This is a genomic window from Streptomyces endophytica, from assembly GCF_026153355.1.
In the GTDB taxonomy this organism is placed as follows: Bacteria; Actinomycetota; Actinomycetes; order Streptomycetales; family Streptomycetaceae; genus Streptomyces; species Streptomyces endophytica.
Genome location: NZ_CP110636.1, coordinates 703,651 through 727,507, shown reverse-complemented (window position 1 = coordinate 727,507; position 23,857 = coordinate 703,651). Strand labels below are relative to the sequence as shown.

The 23,857-nt window shown below is 72.6% G+C and carries 18 protein-coding genes and 6 pseudogenes; 10 read left to right on the top strand and 14 right to left on the bottom strand.

The genetic code is table 11. The features are described 5' to 3' along the window. Positions 1-63: 63 nt before the first annotated feature. From OJ254_RS03230 to OJ254_RS03220, 3 genes and pseudogenes are all read left to right on the top strand, one after another. Positions 64-752 (top strand): annotated as a pseudogene (locus OJ254_RS03230) (helix-turn-helix transcriptional regulator). Positions 753-761: 9 nt separating this feature from the next. Further along, entirely contained in the window at positions 762-1,760 is a 999-nt protein-coding gene (locus OJ254_RS03225) for a glutaminase (protein WP_265361166.1), read from the top strand. Positions 1,761-1,871: 111 nt separating this feature from the next. Further along, positions 1,872-2,099 (top strand): hypothetical protein, encoded by a 228-nt coding sequence (locus OJ254_RS03220; RefSeq protein WP_261955759.1) that lies wholly within the window; start codon positions 1,872-1,874, stop codon positions 2,097-2,099. A gap of 16 nt (positions 2,100-2,115) precedes the next feature. Here OJ254_RS03220 and OJ254_RS03215 read toward each other — a convergent pair whose 3' ends face one another. From OJ254_RS03215 to OJ254_RS03200, 4 genes are all read right to left on the bottom strand, one after another. Continuing rightward, positions 2,116-2,508, bottom strand: coding sequence for a VOC family protein (locus OJ254_RS03215; RefSeq protein WP_265361164.1), 393 nt, complete (start codon positions 2,506-2,508; stop codon positions 2,116-2,118). 151 nt (positions 2,509-2,659) lie between these two features. Beyond that, complete coding sequence (locus OJ254_RS03210; RefSeq protein WP_265361162.1) at positions 2,660-3,598, bottom strand: beta-ketoacyl-ACP synthase III; 939 nt, start codon at positions 3,596-3,598, stop codon at positions 2,660-2,662. A gap of 267 nt (positions 3,599-3,865) precedes the next feature. Continuing rightward, a complete protein-coding gene (locus OJ254_RS03205) occupies positions 3,866-6,163 on the bottom strand; it encodes a heavy metal translocating P-type ATPase (protein ID WP_265361161.1) in 2,298 nt (765 codons plus the stop codon). A 97-nt stretch (positions 6,164-6,260) separates the two neighbouring features. Continuing rightward, a complete protein-coding gene (locus OJ254_RS03200; RefSeq protein ID WP_265361160.1) occupies positions 6,261-7,292 on the bottom strand; it encodes a helix-turn-helix transcriptional regulator in 1,032 nt (343 codons plus the stop codon). Between the two features lie 124 nt (positions 7,293-7,416). Between OJ254_RS03200 and OJ254_RS03195 the strand changes: the two are divergent. Continuing rightward, a pseudogene (locus OJ254_RS03195) lies at positions 7,417-8,938 on the top strand (MFS transporter). 96 nt (positions 8,939-9,034) lie between these two features. Next, positions 9,035-10,120 (top strand): magnesium and cobalt transport protein CorA, encoded by a 1,086-nt coding sequence (locus OJ254_RS03190; RefSeq protein WP_265365025.1) that lies wholly within the window; start codon positions 9,035-9,037, stop codon positions 10,118-10,120. A 198-nt stretch (positions 10,121-10,318) separates the two neighbouring features. On the opposite strand, the gene OJ254_RS03185 is transcribed toward OJ254_RS03190, so the two are convergent. The 4 genes from OJ254_RS03185 to snpA all read right to left on the bottom strand — a co-directional run bounded on the left by OJ254_RS03185 (position 10,319) and on the right by snpA (position 13,379). After that, positions 10,319-11,110, bottom strand: a complete 792-nt coding sequence (locus OJ254_RS03185; RefSeq protein ID WP_265361159.1) for an MFS transporter — start codon at positions 11,108-11,110, stop codon at positions 10,319-10,321. Positions 11,111-11,142: 32 nt separating this feature from the next. Next, entirely contained in the window at positions 11,143-11,568 is a 426-nt protein-coding gene (locus OJ254_RS03180; protein WP_265361157.1) for an MFS transporter, read from the bottom strand. After that, a complete protein-coding gene (locus tag OJ254_RS03175) occupies positions 11,565-12,293 on the bottom strand; it encodes a FadR/GntR family transcriptional regulator (protein ID WP_265361156.1) in 729 nt (242 codons plus the stop codon). The genes OJ254_RS03180 and OJ254_RS03175 overlap by 4 nt, the downstream gene beginning before the upstream one ends. A gap of 417 nt (positions 12,294-12,710) precedes the next feature. Then, entirely contained in the window at positions 12,711-13,379 is a 669-nt protein-coding gene (gene snpA, locus OJ254_RS03170; protein ID WP_265361155.1) for a snapalysin, read from the bottom strand. A 218-nt stretch (positions 13,380-13,597) separates the two neighbouring features. On the opposite strand from snpA, the gene OJ254_RS03165 reads away from it, so the two are divergent. Beyond that, positions 13,598-14,557 carry a LysR family transcriptional regulator gene (locus OJ254_RS03165; protein WP_265361154.1) on the top strand — a complete coding sequence of 320 codons (960 nt, stop codon included), beginning with the start codon at positions 13,598-13,600 and terminating at the stop codon, positions 14,555-14,557. 16 nt (positions 14,558-14,573) lie between these two features. Here the strand turns inward: OJ254_RS03165 and OJ254_RS03160 are convergent, their stop codons facing one another. Together OJ254_RS03160 and sodN are read right to left on the bottom strand one after the other, a co-directional pair. Then, positions 14,574-14,942, bottom strand: a complete 369-nt coding sequence (locus OJ254_RS03160; RefSeq protein ID WP_265361153.1) for a YciI family protein — start codon at positions 14,940-14,942, stop codon at positions 14,574-14,576. 255 nt (positions 14,943-15,197) lie between these two features. Continuing rightward, positions 15,198-15,593 carry a superoxide dismutase, Ni gene (sodN, locus tag OJ254_RS03155; protein ID WP_265361152.1) on the bottom strand — a complete coding sequence of 132 codons (396 nt, stop codon included), beginning with the start codon at positions 15,591-15,593 and terminating at the stop codon, positions 15,198-15,200. A gap of 203 nt (positions 15,594-15,796) precedes the next feature. Here sodN and sodX point away from each other — a divergent pair, with 203 nt between their 5' ends. Next, on the top strand, positions 15,797-16,267 hold the full coding sequence (sodX, locus tag OJ254_RS03150; RefSeq protein WP_265361151.1) for a nickel-type superoxide dismutase maturation protease: 471 nt from the start codon (positions 15,797-15,799) through the stop codon (positions 16,265-16,267). Here sodX and OJ254_RS03145 read toward each other — a convergent pair. Further along, complete coding sequence (locus OJ254_RS03145; protein WP_265361150.1) at positions 16,171-16,800, bottom strand: CGNR zinc finger domain-containing protein; 630 nt, start codon at positions 16,798-16,800, stop codon at positions 16,171-16,173. The two genes, sodX and OJ254_RS03145, sit on opposite strands and share 97 nt — an antisense overlap. A 94-nt stretch (positions 16,801-16,894) precedes the next feature. Here OJ254_RS03145 and OJ254_RS03140 point away from each other — a divergent pair. Next, positions 16,895-17,655 (top strand): annotated as a pseudogene (locus OJ254_RS03140) (class I SAM-dependent methyltransferase). An 81-nt stretch (positions 17,656-17,736) separates the two neighbouring features. On the opposite strand, the pseudogene OJ254_RS03135 reads toward OJ254_RS03140, so the two are convergent. From OJ254_RS03135 to OJ254_RS03125, 3 genes and pseudogenes are all read right to left on the bottom strand, one after another. Continuing rightward, positions 17,737-18,486: pseudogene (locus tag OJ254_RS03135) on the bottom strand (amino acid ABC transporter ATP-binding protein). A 44-nt stretch (positions 18,487-18,530) separates the two neighbouring features. After that, on the bottom strand, positions 18,531-19,472 hold the full coding sequence (locus OJ254_RS03130; protein ID WP_030811320.1) for an amino acid ABC transporter permease: 942 nt from the start codon (positions 19,470-19,472) through the stop codon (positions 18,531-18,533). 60 nt (positions 19,473-19,532) lie between these two features. Then, on the bottom strand, positions 19,533-20,507 hold the full coding sequence (locus OJ254_RS03125) for an ABC transporter substrate-binding protein (protein ID WP_265361149.1): 975 nt from the start codon (positions 20,505-20,507) through the stop codon (positions 19,533-19,535). A gap of 539 nt (positions 20,508-21,046) precedes the next feature. Between OJ254_RS03125 and OJ254_RS03120 the strand changes: the two are divergent. Both OJ254_RS03120 and OJ254_RS03115 read left to right on the top strand, forming a co-directional pair. Continuing rightward, positions 21,047-22,275 (top strand): annotated as a pseudogene (locus OJ254_RS03120) (NAD(P)-dependent malic enzyme). Positions 22,276-22,467: 192 nt separating this feature from the next. Continuing rightward, positions 22,468-23,429 (top strand): annotated as a pseudogene (locus tag OJ254_RS03115) (zinc-binding dehydrogenase). The last annotated feature ends 428 nt before the right edge of the window (positions 23,430-23,857 follow it).

Below are 23,857 nucleotides of genomic sequence, written 5' to 3'. Positions count from 1 at the left end.
CGTAGTGGCCGGCGTCCTCGACGTGCCCGGGGCACCCCGGGGTACCGGGAGCGGGCGTCGCGGGTGGCCGGTGCGGTGCTGTGGACCACCACCACCGGGCCGTCGGCGCCCCGTACTCCCCGACGGCTGCACGGACCTGATCTGGAGTGCGGGCCGGCTGCTGGTGGCGGGTCCGGACACCGGGCCGTACCACCCCGGTGGTGTGCCACCCGGTACCGGCTGGACCGGGCTGCGGTTCGCGCCGGGCCAGGGCCCCGCCGTCTTCGGCGTCCCGGCGCACGAACTGCGCGACCGGCGCGTCCCGTTGGCGGACCTGTGGCCCGCGGCGCAGGTACGGGAGCTGACCGAGCGGGCGGCGGAGCAGGCGGCGGCTCCGGTGGCGACGGGGGGGCCGGGTGCTGGAGGAGGCCGCCGGGGGGCGGCTGCGGCAGGCCGCGGCGGCGCCCGGGGGTGACGCCCGGACCGCCGCCGTCGCCGCGGCGCTGGCCCGCGGCCGGCCGGTGGCCGAGGTCGCCCGGGCGGTCGCGCTCGGCGAACGCCAGCTGCACCGGCTGAGCCTGGACGCGTTCGGCTACGGTCCCAAGACGCTCGCCCGGGTGCTCCGCTTCGTGCGCGCCCTGGACCTGGCGCGCACCGGGATGCCGTACGCACAGGTCGCGGTGCGCGCGGGATACGCGGACCAGGCCCACCTCGCCCGCGAGGTGAAGTCGCTGGCGGGGGCCCCGATGGGGGTGCTGCTCGGCTCGGGTTAGCGTGTGCGCATGGACTACCAGGCCGTTCTCGAGGAGGTAGCGGCCCACGCCAGGCCGTACGTGGGACAGGGACAGGTCGCCGACTACATACCGGCGCTGGAGCGGGTGTCCGCGGACCGGTTCGGGATCGCGGTCGCCGACATACACGGCGCGGTGTACGGGGTCGGCGACTGGGAGGTCCCGTTCTCCGTGCAGTCCATCTCCAAGGCGTTCTCGCTGGCGCTGGTGATGGCCCAGAGCCACGGCAGCCAGGGCGGCGACGGCAACCACGGTGCTCCCGGCAACCACGGCGCTCCGGGCGGCAACGGCGCTCCCGGCGGTCCGGGCGCGGACGACATCTGGAAGCGGGTCGGCCGCGAGCCGTCGGGCACGCCGTTCAATTCGCTGGTCCAGCTGGAGGCGGAGAACGGCATTCCGCGCAATCCGTTCATCAACGCGGGCGCGCTGGTCGTCACCGACCGGCTGCAGACCCTCACCGGCGACGCCAGCACCTCGATGCTGCACTTCCTGCGGGAGGAGAGCGGCAACCCCGATCTGGCCTTCGACCAGGCGGTGGCCGACTCCGAGGCCGAGCACGGCGACCGCAACGCCGCCCTCGCGCACTTCATGGCGTCCTTCGGCAACCTGGAGAACCCGGTCCCCAGCGTCATCCAGCACTACTTCTGGCAGTGCTCCATCGAGATGAGCTGCCGCGACCTGGCCGTGGCCGGCGGCTTCCTGGCCCGCCACGGACTGCGCGCCGACGGCAGCCGGCTGCTGGACGCCCGGGAGGCCAAGCGGATCAACGCGGTGATGCTGACCTGCGGCACGTACGACGCGGCCGGGGAGTTCGCCTACCGGGTCGGGCTGCCCGCCAAGAGCGGCGTCGGCGGCGGCATCATCGCCGTGATCCCGGGCCGCTGCACGCTCTGCGTCTGGAGCCCGGCCCTGGACGCCCGCGGCAACTCCGTCGCGGGCGCCGCGGCGCTGGACCACTTCACCACGCTGACCGGCTGGTCGGTGTTCTGACCAGCGGGCGGATCGCGGGCCCCGGCCCGGCTCCGGGCACCGGCCGGCCGGGCCGGCTGCCGTTGTGGCCCCGACCCGCTGGCGCATCGTAAGGGTAGGAGGTGGACCGCCATGGAGCACGAGATCCGCGCCGAGTACGAGGAAGGTCTGCTGCCGCACGAGGACACGCCGGTCAAGCTCTGGCACATGACGCGCATCGGCACCACCACCGCGATGTGCGGACGGGACCTGGCTCCGGCCGCCGCCACCCAGTCGGCCGAATCCTGGGGCACACCGAAGGCCGAGCCGTTCTGCTTCCTGTGCGGCGCGCAGTACCTGCGGGAGCAGCCCGGGCACTAGCGGGCGGCTGGGGCCCCTACACCTCCGGCCCGTCGCCCGGCTGCTGCGGCAGCGGTGCGAACAGGTCCACCCCGTGGCCGTCCGGGTCCTGGACGACGGCGTAGCGCTGGCCCCAGAAGGCGTCCCACGGCGGCTTCTCGCCCCGGTAGCCGGCGGCGGTGAGGTCGGCGTAGAGCGCGTCGACGCCGGCCGGTCCGTCGCACTCGAAGGCCAGCCCCCTCGGGGTGCCGGCCGGCGGTGGCGTCCAGTCCGGGTCGACGGCGCGGGCGGTCGCGTACGAGTCCCACATCAGCCGCAGGCCGCCGGGCAGCTCGGCCTCGGCGTGCGGGGCGGTGTCCGATCCGGGCGGGATCACCAGGCCCAGCCGTCGGTAGAAGGCGAGGGCGGCGGCCATGTCGGCGACCACCATGCCGAAGGCGGCGCAGCGCGGGGAGCCGGGGAAGGGGGAGGAACAGTCGTCATGCGGCGAGCGTAGGGAGGCCGCCGGGCCGGGGTCTTGAACGAATCGGACGCCGGCCGGCGAGCCCTACGGCCGAAGCCTCCCGGCCGGCCGCCACCCCTCAGGGGCAGCGGATGATCTGCCCCGCGTACGAGAGGTTGCCGCCGAAGGCGAACAGCAGCACCGGGGCGCCGGCGGGGATCTCGCGGCGTTCGACCAGCTTGGACAGGGCCAGCGGGACGGACGCGGCGGAGGTGTTGCCGGAGTCGACGACGTCCTTGGCGACCACCGCGTTGACCGCGCCGAGCCGCTCCGCGACCGGCTCGATGATCCGCAGGTTCGCCTGGTGGAGCACCACCCCGGCGAGGTCGGCGGGCGCGATCCCGGACCGTTCGCAGACCTGGCGGGCGATGGCCGGCAGCTGGGTCGTCGCCCAGCGGTAGACGGTCTGGCCCTCCTGGGAGAACCGGCCGGGCTCGCCCTCGATGCGGACCGCACCGCCCATTTCGGGCACCGAGCCCCACAGCACCGGCCCGATCTCCGGCTCGTCCGCCGCGGTGACGACCGCGGCGCCCGCCCCGTCGCCGGCCAGCACGCAGGTCGTCCGGTCCGTCCAGTCGATCACATTGGTGAACTTCTCCGCGCCGATGACCAGGGCCGTGGTCGCGGAGCCGGCCCGGATGGCCTGGTCGGCCAGCGCCAGCGCGTGCGTGAAGCCGGAGCAGACGACGTTGACGTCCATCGTGGCGGGCGAGCCGAGGCCGAGCCGGGCGGCGACCCGGGCCGCGGCGTTCGGGCTGCGGTCGACGGCCGTGCAGGTGGCGACCAGCACCAGGTCGACGTCGGCGGGGGCGACCCCGCCGGCGGCCAGGGCCTTCGCCGCCGCGGCGGCCGCCATCGCGTCCACGGTCTCGTCCGGGGCCGCGACGTGCCGGGTGCGGATGCCGACCCGGCTGCGGATCCAGGCGTCGTCGGTCTCGACCATCGCGGCGAGGTCGTCGTTGGTGAGCACGCGGGAGGGCTGGTAATGGCCGAGAGCCAGGACGCGTGACCCGGTCATGAGGTCTCCCTGTACGTGGAGCGTTGATACGCGGATCGTGGGCACGCCGACGGTCGGGGCGCGGGCGGCCGGTGTGGACGGCCGGTGCGCGGACTGTCGGTACGTGGAGGTTCGTTTCCGCACCAGTCTCACCCGCCGGCGCCGGCCGGCGGGTGAGCGATCCGCCAATGTTCCGGCGCCAGAACTGGAGACTGGTGCCAGAACCGGGACGTCTGGGCAGGTCCGGGAGGCCGGGGCGGTCCCGGGACGACGCCGCGGGTCCGCCGGTCAGCCGCGGGCGGCCGCGCCGTCCAGGGCCCGGAAGCGGCGCAGCCGGAGGCTGTTGCCGACCACGAAGACCGAAGAGAAGGCCATCGCGGCACCGGCGATCATCGGGTTGAGCAGCCCGGCCGCGGCCAGCGGCAGCGCGGCGACGTTGTAGCCGAACGCCCAGAACAGGTTGGTGCGGATGGTGCCCAGGGTGGCCCGGGCCAGCCGGATCGCGTCGGCGGCGGTGCGCAGATCGCCGCGGACGAGGGTGAGGTCGCCGGCCTCGATGGCGGCGTCCGTGCCGGTGCCCATGGCCAGGCCCAGGTCGGCGCGGGCCAGGGCGGCCGCGTCGTTGACGCCGTCACCGACCATGGCGACCGAACGGCCCTCGGCCTGCAGCCGTGCGACCACCGCCACCTTGTCCTCGGGCAGCACCTCCGCGATCACCTCGTCGATGCCGACCTCGGCGGCGACCGACTCCGCGACCGCCCGGTGGTCGCCGGTCAGCAGCACCGGCGTCAGGCCCAGCGCCCGCAGCCGGCGGACCGCCTCCGCGCTGGTGGGCCGGACCGCGTCGGCGACCACCAGCACCGCCCGCGCCGCGCCGTCCCAGCCGACGGTGACGGCGGTACGGCCCCGCGCCTCGGCCGCGGCCTTCGCGGCGGCCAGCCCGTCCGGCAGCCCCGGGGACCATTCGGCCAGCAGCTGGGTGCGGCCCACCAGGACGGTGTGCCCCTCCACGACCCCGCGCACGCCGAGGCCGGGGACGCCGGTGAACTCCTCCGGGGTGGGCAGGGCCCCGACGCGGGCCGCGGCGCCGGCGGCGACGGCCCGGGCGATCGGGTGCTCGGAGGCGTGCTCCAGCGCACCGGCCAGCCGCAGCGCCTCGGTCTCCGTCACGCCCTCGGCGAGGTGCACCTCGCCGAGCGTCATCACGCCCGTGGTGACCGTGCCGGTCTTGTCCAGCACGATGGTGTCCACCGCGCGGGTCGACTCCAGCACCTCGGGCCCCTTCAGCAGGATGCCCAGCTGGGCGCCGCGCCCCGTGCCGACCATCAGCGCGGTCGGGGTGGCGAGTCCCAGGGCGCACGGGCAGGCGATGATCAGGACGGCGACCGCCGCGGTGAAGGCGGCCACCGCGCCCGCGCCGGTGGCGAGCCAGTAGCCGAGCGTGCCGGCGGCGAGCGCGATCACGACCGGGACGAACACGGCGGAGATCCGGTCGGCCAGCCGCTGCGCCGCGGCCTTCCCGTTCTGCGCCTCCTCCACCAGCCGCGCCATCCGGGCCAGCTGGGTGTCGGCACCGACCCGGGTGGCCTCGACGACCAGCCGGCCGCCCGCGTTGACCGTCGCGCCCGTGACGGTGTCGCCGGGGGAGACCTCGACCGGGACGGACTCGCCGGTGAGCATCGACGCGTCCACGGCGGAGGCACCCTCCACCACCTTCCCGTCGGTGGCGATCTTCTCGCCGGGCCGTACGACGAACCGGTCGCCGACGCTCAGCTCCGCCACCGCGACGCGCACCTCCCGGCCGTCCCGCAGGACCGCGACGTCCTTGGCGCCGAGCTCCATCAGGGCGCGCAGCGCCGCCCCGGCCTTCCGCTTGGACCGCGCCTCGAAATAGCGCCCGGCCAGGAGGAACGTGGTGACGCCGGCCGCGGCCTCCAGATAGATGGCGCTGCTGCCGCCGGTGCGGGTGACGGTGAGCGTGAAGGGGTGGGTCATCCCGGGCATCCCGGCGTCACCGAAGAACAGCGCCCACACCGACCAGCCGAGCGCCGCCAGGGTGCCCATCGAGATCAGGGTGTCCATCGTGGCGGCGCCGTGCCGCAGGTTCGTCCAGGCCGCCCGGTGGAACGGCCAGGCGCCGTAGGCCACCACCGGGGCGGCCAGGGTGAGCGAGAGCCACTGCCAGTTGGTGAACTGCAGCGGCGGCACCATCGCCATCAGGACCACCGGGACGGACAGCGCGAGCGAGACCAGCAGGCGGTGGCGGAGCAGGGCGAGGGCGTCGTCGGGCTCCCCGTCCGCCCCCGCCGGCCGCCCGTCCGGGCCCTCGGCCGGCGGCTCGGCGGCCGCCGGGGGCTCGGGGACCGTGGCGGTGTAGCCGGTCCGCTCCACGGTGGCGATCAGGTCCGCGGCGGTGACGGCGCTGCCCTCCGCGACCGCGACCCGCGCCTTCTCGGTGGCGTAGTTGACGGTGGCGGTGACCCCCTCCATGCGGTTGAGCTTCTTCTCGATGCGGGCGGCGCAGGACGCGCAGGTCATCCCGCCGATCTCCAGCTCGACGCCGTGCTCTCCGATCGCGGTGGTCATAGCTGCTCCTCGGTGTGCTGCGACTGCGTACCACGCCTGCGCGTTCCCCGTACCGAACGTTATACCCCCCTAGGGTATTCCGCCCCAGCGTATCCCCTCACGCCGCGCCCCCGTCCGCCGGGTTCCCGCCCGCGGCGCTCCCGTCCCCCGGGGCGCCGTCCGGCCCGTCCCCGTCCACCGACCGGCTCACCCGCTCGCCCATCGCCCGCAGGAACGCGGACAGCTCCGCCGGTTCGTGCACCGTGAACGGGCACCCCAGCAGCGCCAGCCGCATCGCCAGCCACTCCAGCGAATCGGGCGCGCTGTGCCAGCGGCACGACCCCTCGTCCAGCGGCACGACCTCGCCCGCCGCCGGCCCGCCCAGCCGCGCGGTCACCTCCCCGGCCGGTGCGTACACCGTGGCCACCGCCCGGTGCGCCGGGGCCATCCCCTGCATCCGCTCCCGCACGTACGCCCCCGCGTCGGCGGCCGGCAGCTCGCGCGGCGGGGTCCGCACGCCGGTGGCGAACGGCTCGCTCAGCCGGTCCACCCGGAAGATCCGCCAGTCCTCCCGGTCGTTGTCGTACGCGACCAGGTACCAGCGCCGGCCCGCCGCCACCAGCCGGTGCGGCTCCACCAGGCGCTTGCTCCGCTCCCCGGCGCCCGCCCGGTAGGCGAAGCGCAGCCGCTCGTGGTTGGCGATCGCCGCGGCGAGCACCGTCAGATGCTCCGGATCGACAGTCGGACCGTCCCCGGCCGGCATCGGGACGGTGGCCGTGCCCAGCGTGCCCACCCGGCGCCGCAGCCGGGCCGGCAGCACCTGCTCCAGCTTGGCCAGCGCCCGTACGGACGCCTCCTCGATGCCCGCGATGGTGTGGCCGGCCGCCGACCGCAGGCCCACCGCGATGGCCACCGCCTCCTCGTCGTCCAGCAGCAGCGGCGGCATCGCGGTCCCCGCCGCCAGCCGGTACCCGCCCACCGCACCCATCGTGGCGTGCACCGGATACCCCAGGTCCCGCAGCCGCTCGACGTCCCGCCGGATCGTACGGGAGGTCACCCCCAGCCGCTCCGCCAGCTCCGGCCCGGGCCATTCGCGTGGGGTCTGCAGCAGGGACAGCAGATTCAGCAGACGTGCCGATGTCTCACTCATGCCCCGATGATGCCGGAGGTAGTAGGACGGGCTCTGTCCTACATCGGCCCTAGTGTCGTCGAAGACGTCCACGCACCACCGCTCGCGGACGCCCGCACCACCGACCACGGACCCGGAGTACGCCATGCCCACGCCCGTCCCCGCCGCGCCCGACCGCAGACGCTGGACCGCGCTCGCCATCGTCCTCACGGCCGCCTTCATGGACCTGGTCGACGCGACCATCGTCAACATCGCGCTGCCGAGCATCCAGCAGGACACCGGCGCCACCTTCAGCGCCCTGCAGTGGGTGACCGCCGGCTACGCCCTGGCGTTCGCGCTCGGTCTGATCACCGGCGGCCGGCTCGGCGACATCCACGGCCGCAAGCGGCTGTTCCTGCTCGGCATGGCCGGCTTCACGCTCGCGTCCGCGCTGTGCGGCTGCGCCGCCGGCCCGGGCATGCTGATCGGCGCACGGGTGCTCCAGGGCGCGATGGCCGCGCTGATGGTGCCGCAGGTGCTCGCGATCATCCACGTCACCTTCCCCGCGCACGAACGCGGCAAGGTCTTCGGGATGTTCGGCGCGGTGATCGGCCTGGGCGCGGTCTGCGGGCCGCTGATCGGCGCGCTGCTCACCCAGGGCGACCTCTTCGGCCTGGAATGGCGCCCGATCTTCCTGATCAACCTCCCGGTCGGCGTCGCCGGCATCCTGCTCGGCCGCCGCTTCATCACCGAGTCCCGCTCCCCGGGCGCGCTCCGCCTCGACCTGGTCGGCACCGCCCTCGCCACCGTCGGCCTGCTGATGCTGCTCTACCCGCTCACCCAGGCCGGGAGTCCGGCTGGCCGCTGTGGGGCTTCGTCTCGATGGGCGCCGCCCCGCTCGTCCTGGCCGCCTTCGTCCGCTACGAGCGCGCCAAGGCCCGCAAGGACGGCTCACCGCTCGTCGAACTCTCCCTCTTCCGGGTGCGGTCCTTCGCGGCGGGCGCCGCCGTCCAGCTCACCTTCGGCGCGGTCAGCGGCCTGTTCTTCCTGATCTGGACGCTCTTCATGCAACTGGGGCTGGGCTGGGGCCCGCTGCACGCCGGGCTGACCGGGGTGCCGTTCTCGCTCGCCTGCTCGGTCGCGGCCGGGATGTCGGTGCAGAAGCTGGTGCCGCGCTTCGGCCGCGCGGTCCTGCAGGCCGGCGCGCTGATCATGCTGTCCGGCGCCCTGCTCTACATCTGGGAGGCCGACCACTACGGCACCGCCCTCACGTCCTGGCAGATGGCGCCGGCGATGCTGCTGATGGGCGCCGGCATGGGCCTGATCGTCGCGCCGGTCACCGACGTGGCGATCTCCGAGGTGCCGGCCGCGCACTCCGGTTCGGCGTCCGGCATCTTCAACACCACGGGCCAACTGGGCATGGCGCTCGGCCTGGGGCTCTCGTCGGTGGCGTTCTTCGGGGTCGTCGGCGGGACGGGGAGTCCGGCGGTGCGGCCGCGCCCGGTGCCGCGCACCCCGCGTTCATCGCGGCCACCACCCACGCCCTGTGGTGGGTCGCGGCCGGCCTGGTCCTCGTCCTGGCCCTGCTGTTCCTGCTCCCGCGCCGGGCCCGCACCCCGCAGGCGGAGCCGCAGGACGCACCGGAGCCCGCGGCGGAGGAGCGCCCGCAGCCGGTCCCGGTCTCCTGACGACGCACGGCCCGGGGGCGGCGTCCGCGGGGAGCAAAAACACCCGCTTTGGCATACCGTTCGCCGGCGCCCGCAGGCCATACTGGCCGGGTGTCGATGATCAGCAACCTCCGCAAGGCCGTCCGGCTGCCGCAGCCGCGTACGCGCGGGGTGGACCTCAGCCACCCCGCGCGCTCGCCGTTGGGCACCGCGGTGGTCAACTGCGCGGTGTACGTCGACGGCGTGCGGCAGGACGGCAACCAGCCGGCCGATGTGGCGATACGCCGGGTACGGGAGTCCGGCAGGGGATTCGTCTGGATCGGGCTGCATGAGCCCTCCGAGAAGGAATTCGCCGGAATTGTCGACCTGTTCGGGCTGCATCCGCTCGCCGTCGAGGACGCCGTGTACGCCCACCAGCGCCCCAAGCTGGAGCACTACGACGACTCGCTGTTCACCGTGCTGAAGACGGTCCGCTACGTCGAGCACGACCGGCTCACCGACAGCAGCGAGGTGGTGGAGACCGGCGAGATCATGGTCTTCACCGGCATCGACTTCGTGATCACCGTCCGGCACGGCGGGCACGGCTCGCTCGGGCCGCTGCGCGAGCAACTGGAGCGGGTGCCCGAGCAGTTGGCGCTCGGCCCGTCCGTCGTCCTGCACGCCGTCGCCGACCTCGTCGTGGACGACTACCTCGACGTCACGGCCGCCGTCCAGGACGACATCGACGACGTCGAGAGCGAGGTCTTCTCGGAACGCGGCAGCGGCGGCGCCGGCCGGATCTACCAGCTCAAGCGCGAGCTGCTGGAACTCAAGCGCGCGGTGGCCCCGTTGGACCGGCCGATGCGGGAGCTGGCGTCCCGCCCGATGCGGGAGGTCGACCCGCAGATCAAGACGTACTTCCGGGACGTCGCCGACCACCTCGCCCGGGTCACCGAGCAGATCACGGCCTTCGACGAACTGCTCAACTCCATACTCCAGGCCCATCTCGCCCAGGTCACCGTCGCGCAGAACGAGGACATGCGCAAGATCAGCGCCTGGGTCGCCATCCTCGCCGTACCGACCATGGTCTGCGGCATCTACGGCATGAACTTCGAGTACATGCCGGAAAAGCACTGGACGTTCGGCTATCCGCTGGTGATGGCCCTGACCGTGGTCATCTGCTGGGGGATCCACCGCGGGTTCAAACGAAACGGGTGGCTCTAACCGGGGCGCCCGGGGCAGGCATCCCCGGCAGCGCGCCCCCGGACCGCGCCCCGCTGGTCATCCCCGGCCACGGGAAAACCTTGCCGCGCCGCCCCGCCCGTCGGCCACGGGAATACCCTCCCGCCCCGCCCCGTTGTGGCCCCGTAGGGGGCGCTCGCATCCCCTACGGGATTCGGCGGCGAGTTCCGCGGGCCCCGTTCAGTGCCCCGCCACGTACCGGTGCCGGGCCGCGCCCCAGGCGGCCGCGATCTGCGGGAGCAGCAGGGCCAGCAGGACCGTCAGCGGGACCGTCCAGCTGCCGGAGGCGTCGTGTACGGCGCCCAGGACGGCCGGGCCGGTGGCGGCGAGCACGTAGCCGAAGCACTGCGCCATGCTGGAGAGCTGGGCGGTGTGCCGGGCGTCCGGGGCCCGCTGGACGATGAACAGCAGCGCCAGGCTGATCGCCGCGCCCTGGCCGAGCCCCAGCAGCACCATCCAGACGTACGCCCCGCCGACCGGCGCGGTCAGCACGCCGGTGAACGCCGCCGCGCACAGCAGCGCGCCCAGGGTGGCCAGCGTGCCGGCCGACAGCCGGCGGCCGACGATCACCGGCGCGAGGAACGACCCCGCGATGCCCAGCAGCGAGGAGAACGACAGCATCCAGCCGGCGTCGCCCGCGCTCGTCCCGGCGTCGGTGAGGATCGTCGGCAGCCAGGCGGCGGCCGCGTAGTAACTCAGCGACTGCAGGCCCATGTACGCGGTGACCTGCCAGGCCAGCGCGGAGCGCCACAGTCCGCGCACCGGCCGGGCGGCCTCCCGGGCCGCGGCCGCCGTCACCCGGGTACGGCTGCGCACCTGCGGCAGCCAGCAGACCAGGGCGACCAGCGCGAGCGCGCCCCAACACCCCAGCGTCGCCTGCCAGTTCAGGCCGGCGGCGTGCTGGACCGGGACCGTGACACCGGCCGCGAGCGCCGCGCCGCCGAAGAGCGACATCGAGTACAGACCGGTCATCAGCCCGGCCCGGGCCGGGAAGTCCCGCTTGATCAGGCCGGCAGCAGGACGTTGGCCACCGCGATCCCGGCCCCGATCACGACTGTCCCGGCGAACAGCGCCACCACCGAGTCCAGCAGTCGCAACGCGGTCCCCAGGCAGATCAGCGCCATCGTGCCGAGCAGCGACCGCTCCATGCCGAACCGGCGCCCCAGCCGCGGCGCGACCGGGGCCAGCAGCCCGAAGCAGAGCAGCGGCAGCGCGGTGAGCAGGCTCGTCGCGGCGGCCGACATCCCGCTGTCGTCCCGGATCGTGCCGGCGAGCGGGGAGACCGCGACCAGCGCGGGACGCAGGTTCAGCGCCAGCAGGACGACGCCGGCACCGAGGTGGAGGGCGCGGCGGCCGGTGGCTCCGGGGCCCGCGGCCGGCGGCGCGGGCGGCGCCGGGGCGGTGCGGGTGGCGGTCCGGTCGGTGGTCACTGCGGGGCGTCCTCCGTGCGGTCCGGGCCCGCGCCGGTGCCGTCGCGCAGGGCCGCCATGCCCTCGCTCAGATGCGCCAGCGCCGCCCGCTCGGCGGCCTCCGCGTCGCCCGCTTCGATGGCGTCGACGATGGCCTCGTGCGCGTCGTACTGGTTGCGGACGGAATCGGGGACCGGGGCGCCGACGACCGACTGGAGCGTGGCCCGCAGGGCGTCGCTGAGGTGGTCGTAGAGGTCGGCGAGGACGCTGTTGTGGGCCGCGGCGGCGATGGTGCGGTGGAAGTCCAGGTCCGCGTCGATGAAGGCGGGCAGGTCGCCGCCGCGCCAGGCCCGGTCGCGCTCGGCGAGGGCGGCGCGCAGCGCGGCGAGGTCCTCGTCGGTGCGGCGCAGTGCGGCGTACCGCGCGGCGTCCCGCTCCAGCGAGGCGCGCACCTCGAACGTCTCCAGGTCGCCGGCCCGCCGCAGCCGGCGCTGTACGGCGGCGCCGAAGCCGCTGCTGGCGCGGACGTAGGTCCCGTCGCCCTGGCGCGGCTCCAGCATCCCGGTGTGGACCAGGGCGCGCACCGCCTCGCGGACGGTGTTGCGTCCCACGTCGAGCTGCTCGACGAGCACGGGCTCGGCGGGGATCTTCGTCCCGACCGGCCACTCGCCGCCGGCGATCAGGCCCTCCATCTGCTCGATGACCAGGTCCACCAGGTTCGTCCGGGCGGTGCTGCGCAGCGGCATCGACGGCGTCCTTCCCCTCACGACCGGAGCGCGGTCCGGCCCCATTCCACCGGTGATGGGAACATCCCATGTTTGTGGGTGTCAAATGAGGACCATGCGATCGACGGGGGCGAGCCCGCCGGCCGGTGCCCTGGCGGGGGCGGGGGCAGTGCCCGGTGACCGGCGGGGTGGCGGTGGGCGGGGTGGGCGCGGAGGAAGGACCGGGTGACCGCGGCGGGGCCCGGGCACGAAAAATGCGGTGGGGCTCAGGAAGAGCCCCACCGCACGGGCGGCGCAGGAACTGCGAGGGCTGGTGGGGATACGAGGGCCGGCCGCCAGGTTCCGGTACTCGTCAGCCCCAGGCCGGGTGCGCGGACCGTCCATCGTGAGCACGGTACGGTCCGCCGGCCACCGCCGAACTCGTGGTGCGAGGCGGCGTCAGGAGGCCTTGCCGAAGTGGACGCCCGCCAGGCCGTTGGCCCACAGCTGCTCCACCTGGGCGCGCTCGTTCGCGTCCGGCTGGGTGTTCTGGCAGGACGTGCCGGGGCCGCCGCCGGACATCAGCTCGCTGCACGGACCCTCGTAGTGGTCCGGCAGGCCCAGCACATGGCCGGTCTCGTGGGCGGCCACGCGGGTGGAGTTGTACTCCTGGTTCTGCTGGTAGTCCAGGAACACATAGCCCTTGCCGTGGCCGTCGGTGCTGGCGTACGACCCCCGCGGGTCGTTGCCCTCGCGGTACTGGAAGTCGCCGCCGCTGCCCTCCTGCAGCTGCACGTTCTTGACGGCGCTGTTCCAGATCGACGCGGTCTCGGCTATCTGGCTCTTGAAGGTCGGTGCGGCACTCGCGTCATAGGTCACGGTGACCGATTCCGCGTGCGGGTGGGCCTTGAGCTTGGCCCGTGCCGACTTCATCACGGCCTCGAAGAATGCCTTGGTGTCCGCCTTCTCGGCCGCCGAGCCGTTGTAGGCGGCGATCGAGGCCGGGGTGCTGAGGTGGGAGGAGTGGGTGGAGGAGGGGGAAGCTGCCGAAACCGGCGCCGCGGCTGCGAGCGCGGCAGCGAGGCCCAGACCGAGCGCCGCCGACAGCGCCGTCTTGGGAGATCTCATGTGGGGGCTCCTTCATCTCCGAGGGCCGTACGGTCGCCGTGTGGGGCGGCGACCGGGGCCCTGCGGATTTCTTGGTGCCGTTGAGTCTGGACGGACTTCACCCGCAAGGCGGAGATGTTAGGTGGGGATAGCTTGGCCCAATACCCTCGCGAAAAAGTCGAGTTCCGGCGGGTTTGAGAGCCTGGTGTGACGGATGCTCTCGTCGTTATGCTCCCGGCGTGGAGCTAGAGGTACGGCATCTTCGCGCACTGTGCGCCATCGCGGACTCCGGCAGCGTACGCAAGGCGGCCCGGCAACTCGGCATGACCCAGCCCTCCTTGACGACACAGCTCCACCGCATCGAGAAGGCCCTCGGTGGCCAGCTCTTCTTCCGCGAACCGACCGGCAGCCGGCCCACCCCGCTGGGCCATGCGGTGCTGTGCCGGGCCCGGCCGATAGTGGCCGAAATGCGGGCGCTTGTCGACGAGGTCGCATCGGTCTCGCACCGCGCACAGGGCGCCCGGCTGCACATCGGCAGCACCAACAGCCCCGCGGTCGCCGGCTGGCTGCGCCGGCTACGGGTCCGGCTGCCCGAAACGGACACGACCATACGTACCGATGTGTCCGCCAACGCCCTGCTGCACATGGTCGTCACGGGCCAGCTCGACGCCGCGTTCGTGCACGAGGTCGAGGGTGCCCCGCTGCGTGTCCCGGACGGTCTGGTCGCGCACGAACTCATCGCCCGCGAGCCGCAGTTCATCGCCCTGGCCGACAGTCATCCGGCGGCCGCGCAGGACGTCGTTCGGGTCGCCGACCTCGCCGAGGACCAGTGGATGGTCGACCCGACGGTGGACGGCGAATGGGCCGGTTTGCGCCGTATATGGGCGGCGGCCGGAATCAACCCCCGGGTCGTGCACGGCGATTACCTCACCGCCGTGGACCTGGTCACGGCCGGCGAGGTGGTCACCCCCTGCCAGCCGACCGCCCGCTCCCGGCACGGCATGGCCATCCGCCCCCTGTACGGCGACCCGCTGGCGGTCCGGCTCTTCATGGCCTGCCGCCAGGACGGCACCCCGGCCGGCACCCCGGACGAGCTGTTCGCCGACCTGACCGCCGCGTACATGGAGATCGCCTGGGCGAGCGACGCCTACCGCGCCTGGCTCGCCCGGCACGACCCGCCGCTGCCGGTGGCCACATAGCGGGCCTCCCCGGGCGTCACACCCCGGCGCCCGCCGGTTCGTCCACCCGCCGGATCTCCGCGGTCAGCGTCCACGCGTCCCCGCGCACCCCCAGGAAGCGCTCGGCCCACCCGGCCGCCTCCTGCTGCGAGCCGGCCCGGATCAGCACGTATCCGCCGATCGCCGCCCCGGCCTCGTGGAACGGCCCGTCGGCCATGGTGATCCGCCCACCCGACAGCTGCAGCCGGGTGCCCTGTGCGCTCGTCGCCAGCCCCGCGGTGTCCAGCAGCACGCCGGCCGCGGTCATCTCGTCGAGGAGCGCGCCCATCCGCTCCATCAGCTCCGCGCCGGGCCCGTCGGCGGGCATCGCGTTCTCGTCGGTCCTGAGCGGCATCATGAAGCGCATGGCGGCCTCCCGTGTCCGTGTCGCGTCGCCCCTGCGGCGCCCGCCCGGCCGCTTTCCGGTGGCCGGATCGCACCCCTTACCAACCCGGCGAACGGCCCCATCGGTGGCCGACACCACCCGGAATGCGCATGTGGGGCAAAGAAGACCGCACCCGCCGCCGCCGGCCCGCGCGGGGCGGGTGGTGGCGGGACGGGTGCGGTCGTGCGACGCGGGCCGGGTTCCGCCGCGCGGGGGGGGAGCCGGCCGGGCCGTGAGTCAGGCCTTCTTGGTCTCCCAGAAGATGTTGGCGACCTGCTCGATGAGGTCGAGGGCCTTCTGGCCGGTCGCCGGGTCGTTGGAACCCTTGGCCGCGCTGAGGGCCTTGAGGGTGTCGTTCACGAGCTGGTGCAGCTCGGGGTGCTTCTCGAAGTGCGGGGGCTTGAAGTAGTCGCTCCACAGCACCGAGATGTGGTGCTTGGCCAGCTCCGCGCGCTGCTCCTTGATCAGGATGGCGCGGGTGCGGAAGTCCGGGTCCTCGTTGGCCTGGTACTTCTCCTGGACGGCCTTGACCGACTCGGCCTCGATGCGGGCCTGGGCCGGGTCGTAGACGCCGCAGGGCAGGTCGCAGTGGGCGCTGACCTTGACCTTGGGCGCGAACAGGCGGGAGAGCATGTGCAGTCCTTCCTCGTGATCGTCTTCTCAGGTGCGAGATTACTCGGTGCGGGAAGGCTTTTCTCGGGTGGCCCGGGGGTCTTAGGGCAAAAGTCCGGTGTCGGGCCGGGACTGTTGGAGGATGGACCCGAGCGAAGCGAGATGGGGGTGCCCCGGACGAGTCCGGGGGAGGGACGGACCGGGGCTGGACCGGGAGGTAAGGGATGCCGGAGCGGGTGGACGAGCGTGGGCCGGAGCAGGGCGAGGGCGCGGAGCCGGGGCAGGAGCGGGTCGGGCTGCTCCGTGCGTTCGGGCTGGCCGAGGTCTACAACCCGTCAATGGTGCCCACGCTGCACCCCGGTGACCAGCTGGTGGTGCAGTACGGCGCGGTGGTGCGGCCCGGTGACGTGGTCGTGCTGCGGCATCCGTTCCGGCAGGACCTGCTGATCGTCAAGCGGGCGGTGCGGCGGCAGGACGGCGGCTGGTGGGTCCAGGGGGACAATCCGTTCGTCGAGAACGACAGCCGGGAATTCGGTGTCGTTCCGGACGAACTGGTCATCGCCCGCGCCTGGCTGCGGCTGCGGTCGCCGCGCGGGGTTCAGCGGTCGCTGCCCGCACTGCTCTCCTGGGCGGCCTCCGCGGTCCGCCCGGTGCGTGCCGAGCGCTCGCTCTCCAGGCGCTTGCGGGCGCGGTAGGCGGCGACGTTGGCGCGGGTGGCGCAGCGGTCGGAGCAGTAGCGCCGGGAGCGGTTGGTCGAGGTGTCCAGGTAGACGTGGCGGCAGGGGGCCGCCTCGCAGATGCCCAGCCGGTCCACGCCCAGTTCGGTGAGGTGGAAGGCCAGGCCCATGCAGGCGGTCGCGGTGAAGCCGGCCGTCGCGTTGGCGGCCTGGTCGGCGATGTGCATGTGCCAGTTGGGCCGCCCGTCCTCGTCCCGGTACTCGTGGCCGGAAATCTGCGGGCTGACCGGGAACTCCATCATCAGCGCGTTGAGCAGGTCCACCGCCAGGACCTCGTCGCCGGCGGCGGCCGCCTCGAAGACCGCGCGCAGCCGGGCGCGCACCGTCCGCAGCCGGGTGACGTCGCTGTCGGTCGCCCGCCGGGCCGCCTGCTGGGCGGGGCCGAAGAGCTCGCGCACGGCCTCGACCGAGGTCAGGCTGTCGCTGCCGCGCTCGGGCTGCTCGGTGTTGACCAGTCGCACGGCATAGTCCGAGTAATAGGCCAGTTCCACTTGTAGTCCTTACGGGCGGCGGATAGGGTCCGGTGGTGTGGGCGCGGTAATGGGCAGACCCACTACTAGGGTATTACGGCCTGGAGGGGAAGCAATGACCGAGACCGTCGTCGGTGCCGATTGGCAGGCGTGGCAGGAGAGTTGGGACCGGCAGCAGGAGTGGTACCTCCCGGACCGTGAGGAGCGGTTCCGGGTGATGCTCGACATGGTCGAGGCGCTGGTGGGTCCCGCGCCCCGGGTGCTCGACCTCGCGTGCGGTACGGGCAGTATCACCGACCGGCTGCTGAAGCGTTTCCCGGACGCCGAGAGTGTGGGCGTCGACCTGGATCCCGCGCTGCTGGCCATCGCGGAAGGGTACTTCGAGAACGAGCGCCGGGTCAGGTTCGTACGGGCCGATCTGAAGGACCCCGACTGGACGGCGAAACTGCCGCACGACTCCTACGACGCGGTCCTCACCGCCACCGCGCTGCACTGGCTGCACACCGAGGACCTGCGGGCCCTCTACGGCCAGCTCGGCGCGCTGGTGCGGGACGGCGGGGTGTTCCTCAACGCCGACCGCATGCCGGAGGGCTCCACCCCGCGGATCAACGCCGCCGAGCGGGCCTTCCGGCACGGCCGGATGGACGAGGCCAAGGCCGCCGGCGCGGTCGACTGGGCCGAGTGGTGGCAGCTGGCCGCCGCCGACCCGCGGCTGGCCGGACCGACCGCCGAGCGCTTCGAGATCTACGGCGAGCACGCCGACGGCGACACCCCTCGGCGTCCTGGCACGCGGCGGCCCTGCGGGACTCGGGCTTCGCGGAGGCCCGGGCGGTGTGGTCCTCGCCGACCGACGCGCTGGTGCTGGGGCTCAAGTAGCGCCGCCCGTACACAGCGGTGGTGGGCCGCCCCCTCGGGGAGCGGCCCACCACGTCGTACCGGACCTCCGGCCGGAACGCCCTACAGCACCTTCGACAGGAACGACTTCGTCCGCTCGTGCTGCGGGTTGCCCAGGACCTCGCGCGGGTGGCCGGACTCGACGACCACGCCGTTGTCCATGAAGACAGCGAGTCGCCGACCTCGCGGGCGAAGCCCATCTCGTGGGTGACGACGATCATCGTCATGCCGTCGCCGCCAGGTCCTTCATGACGTCCAGGACGTCACCCACCAGCTCCGGTCGAGTGCCGAGGTCGGCTCGTCGAAGAGCATCAGCTTCGGCTCCATGGCCAGCGCCCGGGCGATCGCCACCCGCTGCTGCTGGCCGCCGGAGAGCTGGGAGGGGTAGTTCCCGGCCTTGTCGGCCAGCCCGACCCGGTCCAGGAGCTTGCCCGCGCGCTCCCGGGCCGCGGCCTTGGACTCGCCCTTGACCTGGACCGGCGCCTCCATGACGTTCTCGATCGCGGTCATGTGCGGGAAGAGGTTGAAGCGCTGGAAGACCATGCCGATGTCGCGACGGCGGGCGGCGACCTCGCGGTCGCGCAGCTCGTAGAGCTTGCCGTTGTGCTCGCGGTAGCCGACCAGTTCGCCGTCGACGGACAGCCGGCCGGCGTTGATCTTCTCCAGGTGGTTGATGCACCGCAGGAACGTCGACTTGCCGGAACCGGACGGACCGATCAGGCAGAAGACCTCCTGGGGCGCGACCTCCAGGTCGATGCCCTTGAGGATGTGCGCCGCGCCGAAGGACTTGTGGACGCCCTCGGCCTTGACCATCGGGCCGCCGCTGCTGCCGGCGGCCTTCGTCGTCAGCTTGCTGGTCATCCGACACCTCCGGCGGAGCGGTTGAAGCCGCCGGACAGCCGCGCCTTGGCGCGCTGGAGCGGAGTGGGCGGGAGCTGGCGGCTGGAGCCCCGTGCGTAGTAGCGCTCCAGGTAGTACTGGCCGATGCTCAGCACCGTGGTGGCGATCAGGTACCAGGTCGCGGCGAGGATCAGCATCTCGACCACGACACCGGAGTCCCGGCCGACGTTCTGCGCGGCCTGCAGGAGGTCGTAGTACTGCACGGCGATGACCAGCGAGGAGGTCTTCAGCATGTTGATGACCTCGTTGCCGGTCGGCGGCACGATCACCCGCATCGCCTGCGGCACGATGATCCGGCGCAGCGTCCGGCCGTGGCTCATGCCCAGCGCGTGCGCCGCCTCGGTCTGGCCCTCGTCGACGGCGTTCAGACCGGCCCGGCAGATCTCGGCCATGTACGCGGCCTCGTTGAGGCCGAGGCCGAGCAGGGCGCACAGGAACGGGGTCATGAAGTCCGACCACTCGTCCTTGTAGATCGGCATGATGTCGATGTACTGGAAGACCAGGCCCAGGTTGAACCAGAGGAACAGCTGGACGTACACCGGCGTGCCGCGGAAGAACCAGACGTAGAACCACGCGACGGTCGACGTCACCGGGTTCTTGGACTGGCGCATCACGGCCAGGATCACGCCGAGCACGATGCCGATGATCATCGACAGGACGGTGATCAGCAGGGTGTTGCGCAGGCCCTTGAGGATGTCCCCGTTGAACATGTACTGGGGGATGGCGCCCCAGTTGACGTTCCCGGAGGCGAAGGCCCGGAACAGCAGCGCGACCAGCCCGATGACGACGAGCGCCGCGACCCAGCGCCCGTAGTGGCGGACCGGGATGGCCTTGATGGACTCGGGCGGGGGCGGAGCGTCCGCCGGCGGCTGGGCCGGCTTGTCGACGTCAACTGACACGGAGGTTGCCTTTCAGCATTCGGCGGGAGGGCCGGAGGGGACGGGACGGCTGCCGGCGGCTCAGCTGCCGCCGTTGAGCTTCACTTCCTTGACCGCCGCGTCCTTGACGTCCCACTTGTCCAGGACCTTGGCGTACGAGCGATTCTTGATCGCGAGTTCCACGGCCGCCTTGAGGGCGTCGCGGAGCTTCTCCTGGCCCTTGGGGACCGCGATGCCGTACGGAGCCGCCTTGAGGGGCGCACCGCCGACCATCTGGAAGTCCTTGCCGTGCCCGGAGACCTTCACCGCGTACGCCGCGACCGGGTAGTCGCTGGAGACGGCGTCCACACCGGCGGTACGCAGCCGGGTCTGCGCCTCGGAGTCGTTGTCGAACGCCTCGATGGAGATCGGCTCCTCGCCGTTCTTCTGGCAGGCCTTCGACTTGTCCTTGGCCAGGTCGTGCGAGACCGTGCCGCGCTGTACCGCGATCTTCTTGCCGCACAGCGTTTCCCAGCCGTCGACGCCGTTGGTCTTGCCCTTCTGGGTGTACAGCGAGACGCCGACGTTGAGGTAGTCGATGAAGTCGACGCCCTGGCCGATCTTCTTGCCGGTGTTGCTGTCGATGCCCTCCTGGCGCTCCTTGGTGTCCGTCATCGCCGACATCGCGATGTCGTAGCGCTTGGACTTCAGGCCGCCCATGAGGGTGTCGAAGGTGGCGTTGTTGAAGTTGAGCTTGATGCCCAGCTCCTTGCTCATCGCCGCCGCGAGGTCCGGGTCGATGCCCTTGACCAGGCCGTTCGAGCGGAATTCCACCGGCTTGTAGGTGATGTCCGACCCGACCTGGAGGAAGCCCTTTTCCTGCACGTCCTTGGGCAGCAGCTTGAACAGCGGCGCATGAACGTTCCGGCTCTTCTGCGCCTCGCGCCGGGCGACCGCGGCGTCGGTCTGGTCGCCGCAGGCGCTGAGCACCATCAGCGAGGCGACGACCGCGGCCGCGGCGGCCACGGCTTTACGGTGCCTGCCGGCGGCCGGGCGGCGCGTGGTGCTTGCGGTCATGCTGATCCTCCTGCGGGTGGAGAAGCCGACGTGACAAAGACGTGACGAAGGGGCCGTGCACACCCTTCGAGCGTCGCGACCTCGGTTGGTGACGGAATCTTGCCATCCGGACTCCGGTATTCGGACTGTCGTACAGGTCAAAATCGGATAACGGACGGGGAAGTGGAGGTGACGGCCCTGTGGCAGATGTGAAACCAGCGCCCAGTGGAAGCGAGGGGCGTTAAGTTCGCTCCAGGCGTCTCGGAATCCGGACAGCAGGCTCGCGGCTCTTCTGCCTTTTTCGTCCATTTCGCCGTTATTGTCGGGCCTCTGAACCCGAGGGTAATGAATCTGACTCGTCGGGGCCCGCGCCCGTCGGGTAGAAAGGTGCGTTACACCCCTCATCCGGGGCTCAGGGCGCGTGTGCGGCGCGCCCGGCGTCCGTACCTCCCCCCGCGCGGCGGCCAACCGTCACGCAGGGCGCGGACGCGGTGCCCGCCCACCCCTTAACCAGGGAGTGGTCACCCTCAGCAGATTTACGAATAAAAGGGGTAAGACAAGTGGCAGCGGAGATCGTCAATCCCGCCAGCGACGGCAATACCGGCGCGGACGAAGGCACGGGCACGGCGCCCGACGGCACCTTCGATCCGGCATTCGCGCTGCATCGCGGCGGCAAGATGGCCATTCAGGCAACCGTCCCGGTGCGCGACAGGGACGACCTGTCCCTCGCGTACACGCCGGGCGTCGCCAAGGTGTGCAGCGCCATCGCCGAGCAGCCCGAGCTCGTGCACGACTACACCTGGAAGTCCCAGGTCGTCGCGGTCGTCACGGACGGCACCGCGGTGCTGGGCCTGGGTGACATCGGCCCGGAGGCCTCCCTCCCCGTGATGGAGGGCAAGGCCATCCTGTTCAAGCAGTTCGGCGGTGTGGACGCGGTGCCGATCGCGCTCGCCACCACCGACACCGACGAGATCGTCGAGACCGTCGTCCGGCTGGCCCCGTCCTTCGGCGGCGTCAACCTGGAGGACATCTCGGCGCCGCGGTGCTTCGAGATCGAGCGCCGGCTCCAGGACGCCCTGGACATCCCGGTCTTCCACGACGACCAGCACGGCACGGCCGTCGTCACGCTCGCCGCGCTGCGCAACGCCGCGAAGCTCACCGACCGCTCGCTGGGGCAGCTGCGCGCGGTCATCTCCGGCGCCGGCGCGGCCGGGGTCGCCATCGCCAAGATCCTCATCGAAGCGGGCATCGGCGACGTCGCGGTCTGCGACCGCAAGGGCGTGGTCTCCGCGGACCGCGAGGACCTCACCGACGTCAAGCGCGAGCTGGCCGGCTTCACCAACAAGGCCAAGCTGACCGGGTCGCTGGAGCAGGCGCTGGACGGCGCCGACGTCTTCATCGGCGTCTCCGGCGGCACGGTGCCGGAGGCGGCGGTGGCGAAGATGGCGAAGAACTCGCTGATCTTCGCGATGGCCAACCCCAACCCGGAGATCCACCCGACGTCGCGCACAAGTACGCGGCCGTGGTGGCCACCGGCCGCAGCGACTTCCCCAACCAGATCAACAACGTGCTCGCCTTCCCCGGTATCTTCGCCGGCGCCATGCAGGTGCGCGCGTCGCGGATCACGGAGGGCATGAAGCTCGCCGCCGCCGAGGCGCTGGCCGCCGTCGTCGCCGACGAACTGAGCGCCGACCGGGTCATCCCCTCGCCGTTCGACGAGCGGGTCGCCCCGGCCGTCACCGCCGCCGTGGCGGCCGCCGCCCGCGCCGAGGGCGTGGCGCGCCGCTGAACCCCGGGCGGGCCTTCCCGCCCCCCTGCGACGGGCCGGGCCCGCACCTCCCTCAGGGTGCGGGCCCGGCCCGTCGCGGTGTGCGTCCTGATGAGGTGCGCGGCCGTTGTGCCGGTTTGCGGCCGGGTGGCGCGGTGCGTGTCACACCCGTGCGCGGTACCGCGGGGCCCGCCCGCGGCCTACGTTGGGATCATGTTTGCTGCCTATGCCGCCCGCATCGACCGTGACCAGCCGCTGAACGGCCTCGAGTTGGGGGACCGCCCGGCCCCGACGTACGCCCCGGCTGGACGACCGTCAACGTCAAGGCCGCCTCGCTCAACCACCACGACCTGTGGACGCTGCGCGGGGTGGGCATCACCGAGGACACGCTGCCGATGACCCTCGGCTGCGACGCCGCCGGGATCGACGCGGACGGCAACGAGGTCGTCCTGCACTCCGTCATCGGCCAGACCGGTCACGGCGTCGGCCCCAAGGAGAAGCCCTCCATCCTCACCGAGCGGTACCAGGGCACCTTCGCCGAGCAGGTCACCGTCCCCACCTGGAACGTGCTGCCCAAGCCGAAGGAGCTCTCCTTCGAGGAGGCCGCCTGTCTGCCGACCGCCTGGCTGACCGCGTACCGGATGCTCTTCACCAACGGGGGCGTACGGCCCGGGGACAGCGTGCTGGTGCAGGGCGCGGGCGGCGGCGTGGCGACCGCCGCGATCGTGCTGGGCGCCGCGGCCGGACTGCGGGTCTTCGCCACCAGCCGGGACGAGGCCAAGCGCAAGCGCGCCCTGGAACTCGGCGCCGAGGCGGTGTTCGCCAGCGGGGAACGGCTGCCGCAGCGGGTGGACGCGGTGATCGAGACCGTCGGCGCCGCCACCTGGTCCCACTCCGTCAAGTCGCTGCGCCCCGGCGGGACGCTCGTCATCTCCGGCGCGACCAGCGGTTTCACCCCCAAGAGCGGGGAGCTCAACCGGATCTTCTTCCTGGAGCTGAAGGTCGTCGGCTCGACGATGGGCAGCAAGGAGGAACTGGCCGGCCTGCTCAGCTTCTGCGCCGCGAAGGGGATCCGCCCGGTGATCGACTCGACCCTGCCGCTCGACCGCGCCCGCGAGGGCTTCACGAAGATGGCGGAGGGCGACTTGTTCGGCAAGATCGTCCTCACGGTGTGAATTTTCGCCCACGTACCCGTCTGCGGCGCCGCGGGGCTCGCTCGCCGTTGCGCTTTGCGGCGCCCCGCACGTACCCGTCTCTCCCGCCGCGGGGCTTGCTCGCCGTTGCGCCTGGCGGCGGGCGTGGTGTTTTCGGGTGCGGTGCCGGCCCTCCAGACTTCGTCCTCCGGTCCAGCCCCTCCCGTGGTAGGGAGTTTCTCGTGGGGCTGACCTGGTCTGTTGCCTGCGCGCACGTGGACGTCACGTGCACCCCCACCGGCCCCAACTTTCCCCCTCCGGGAGGGGACGGGCCGGAGGGGCCGGTTGTGTGGACGTAAAGCGTCAGCAGTCCACACGACCGGTCCCGGAGGTCCGTCACCGCACCCAACAACACCCAGCCCGCCGCAGGCGCAACGGCGAACAACAACCGCGGCGGAACAGACGGGTAC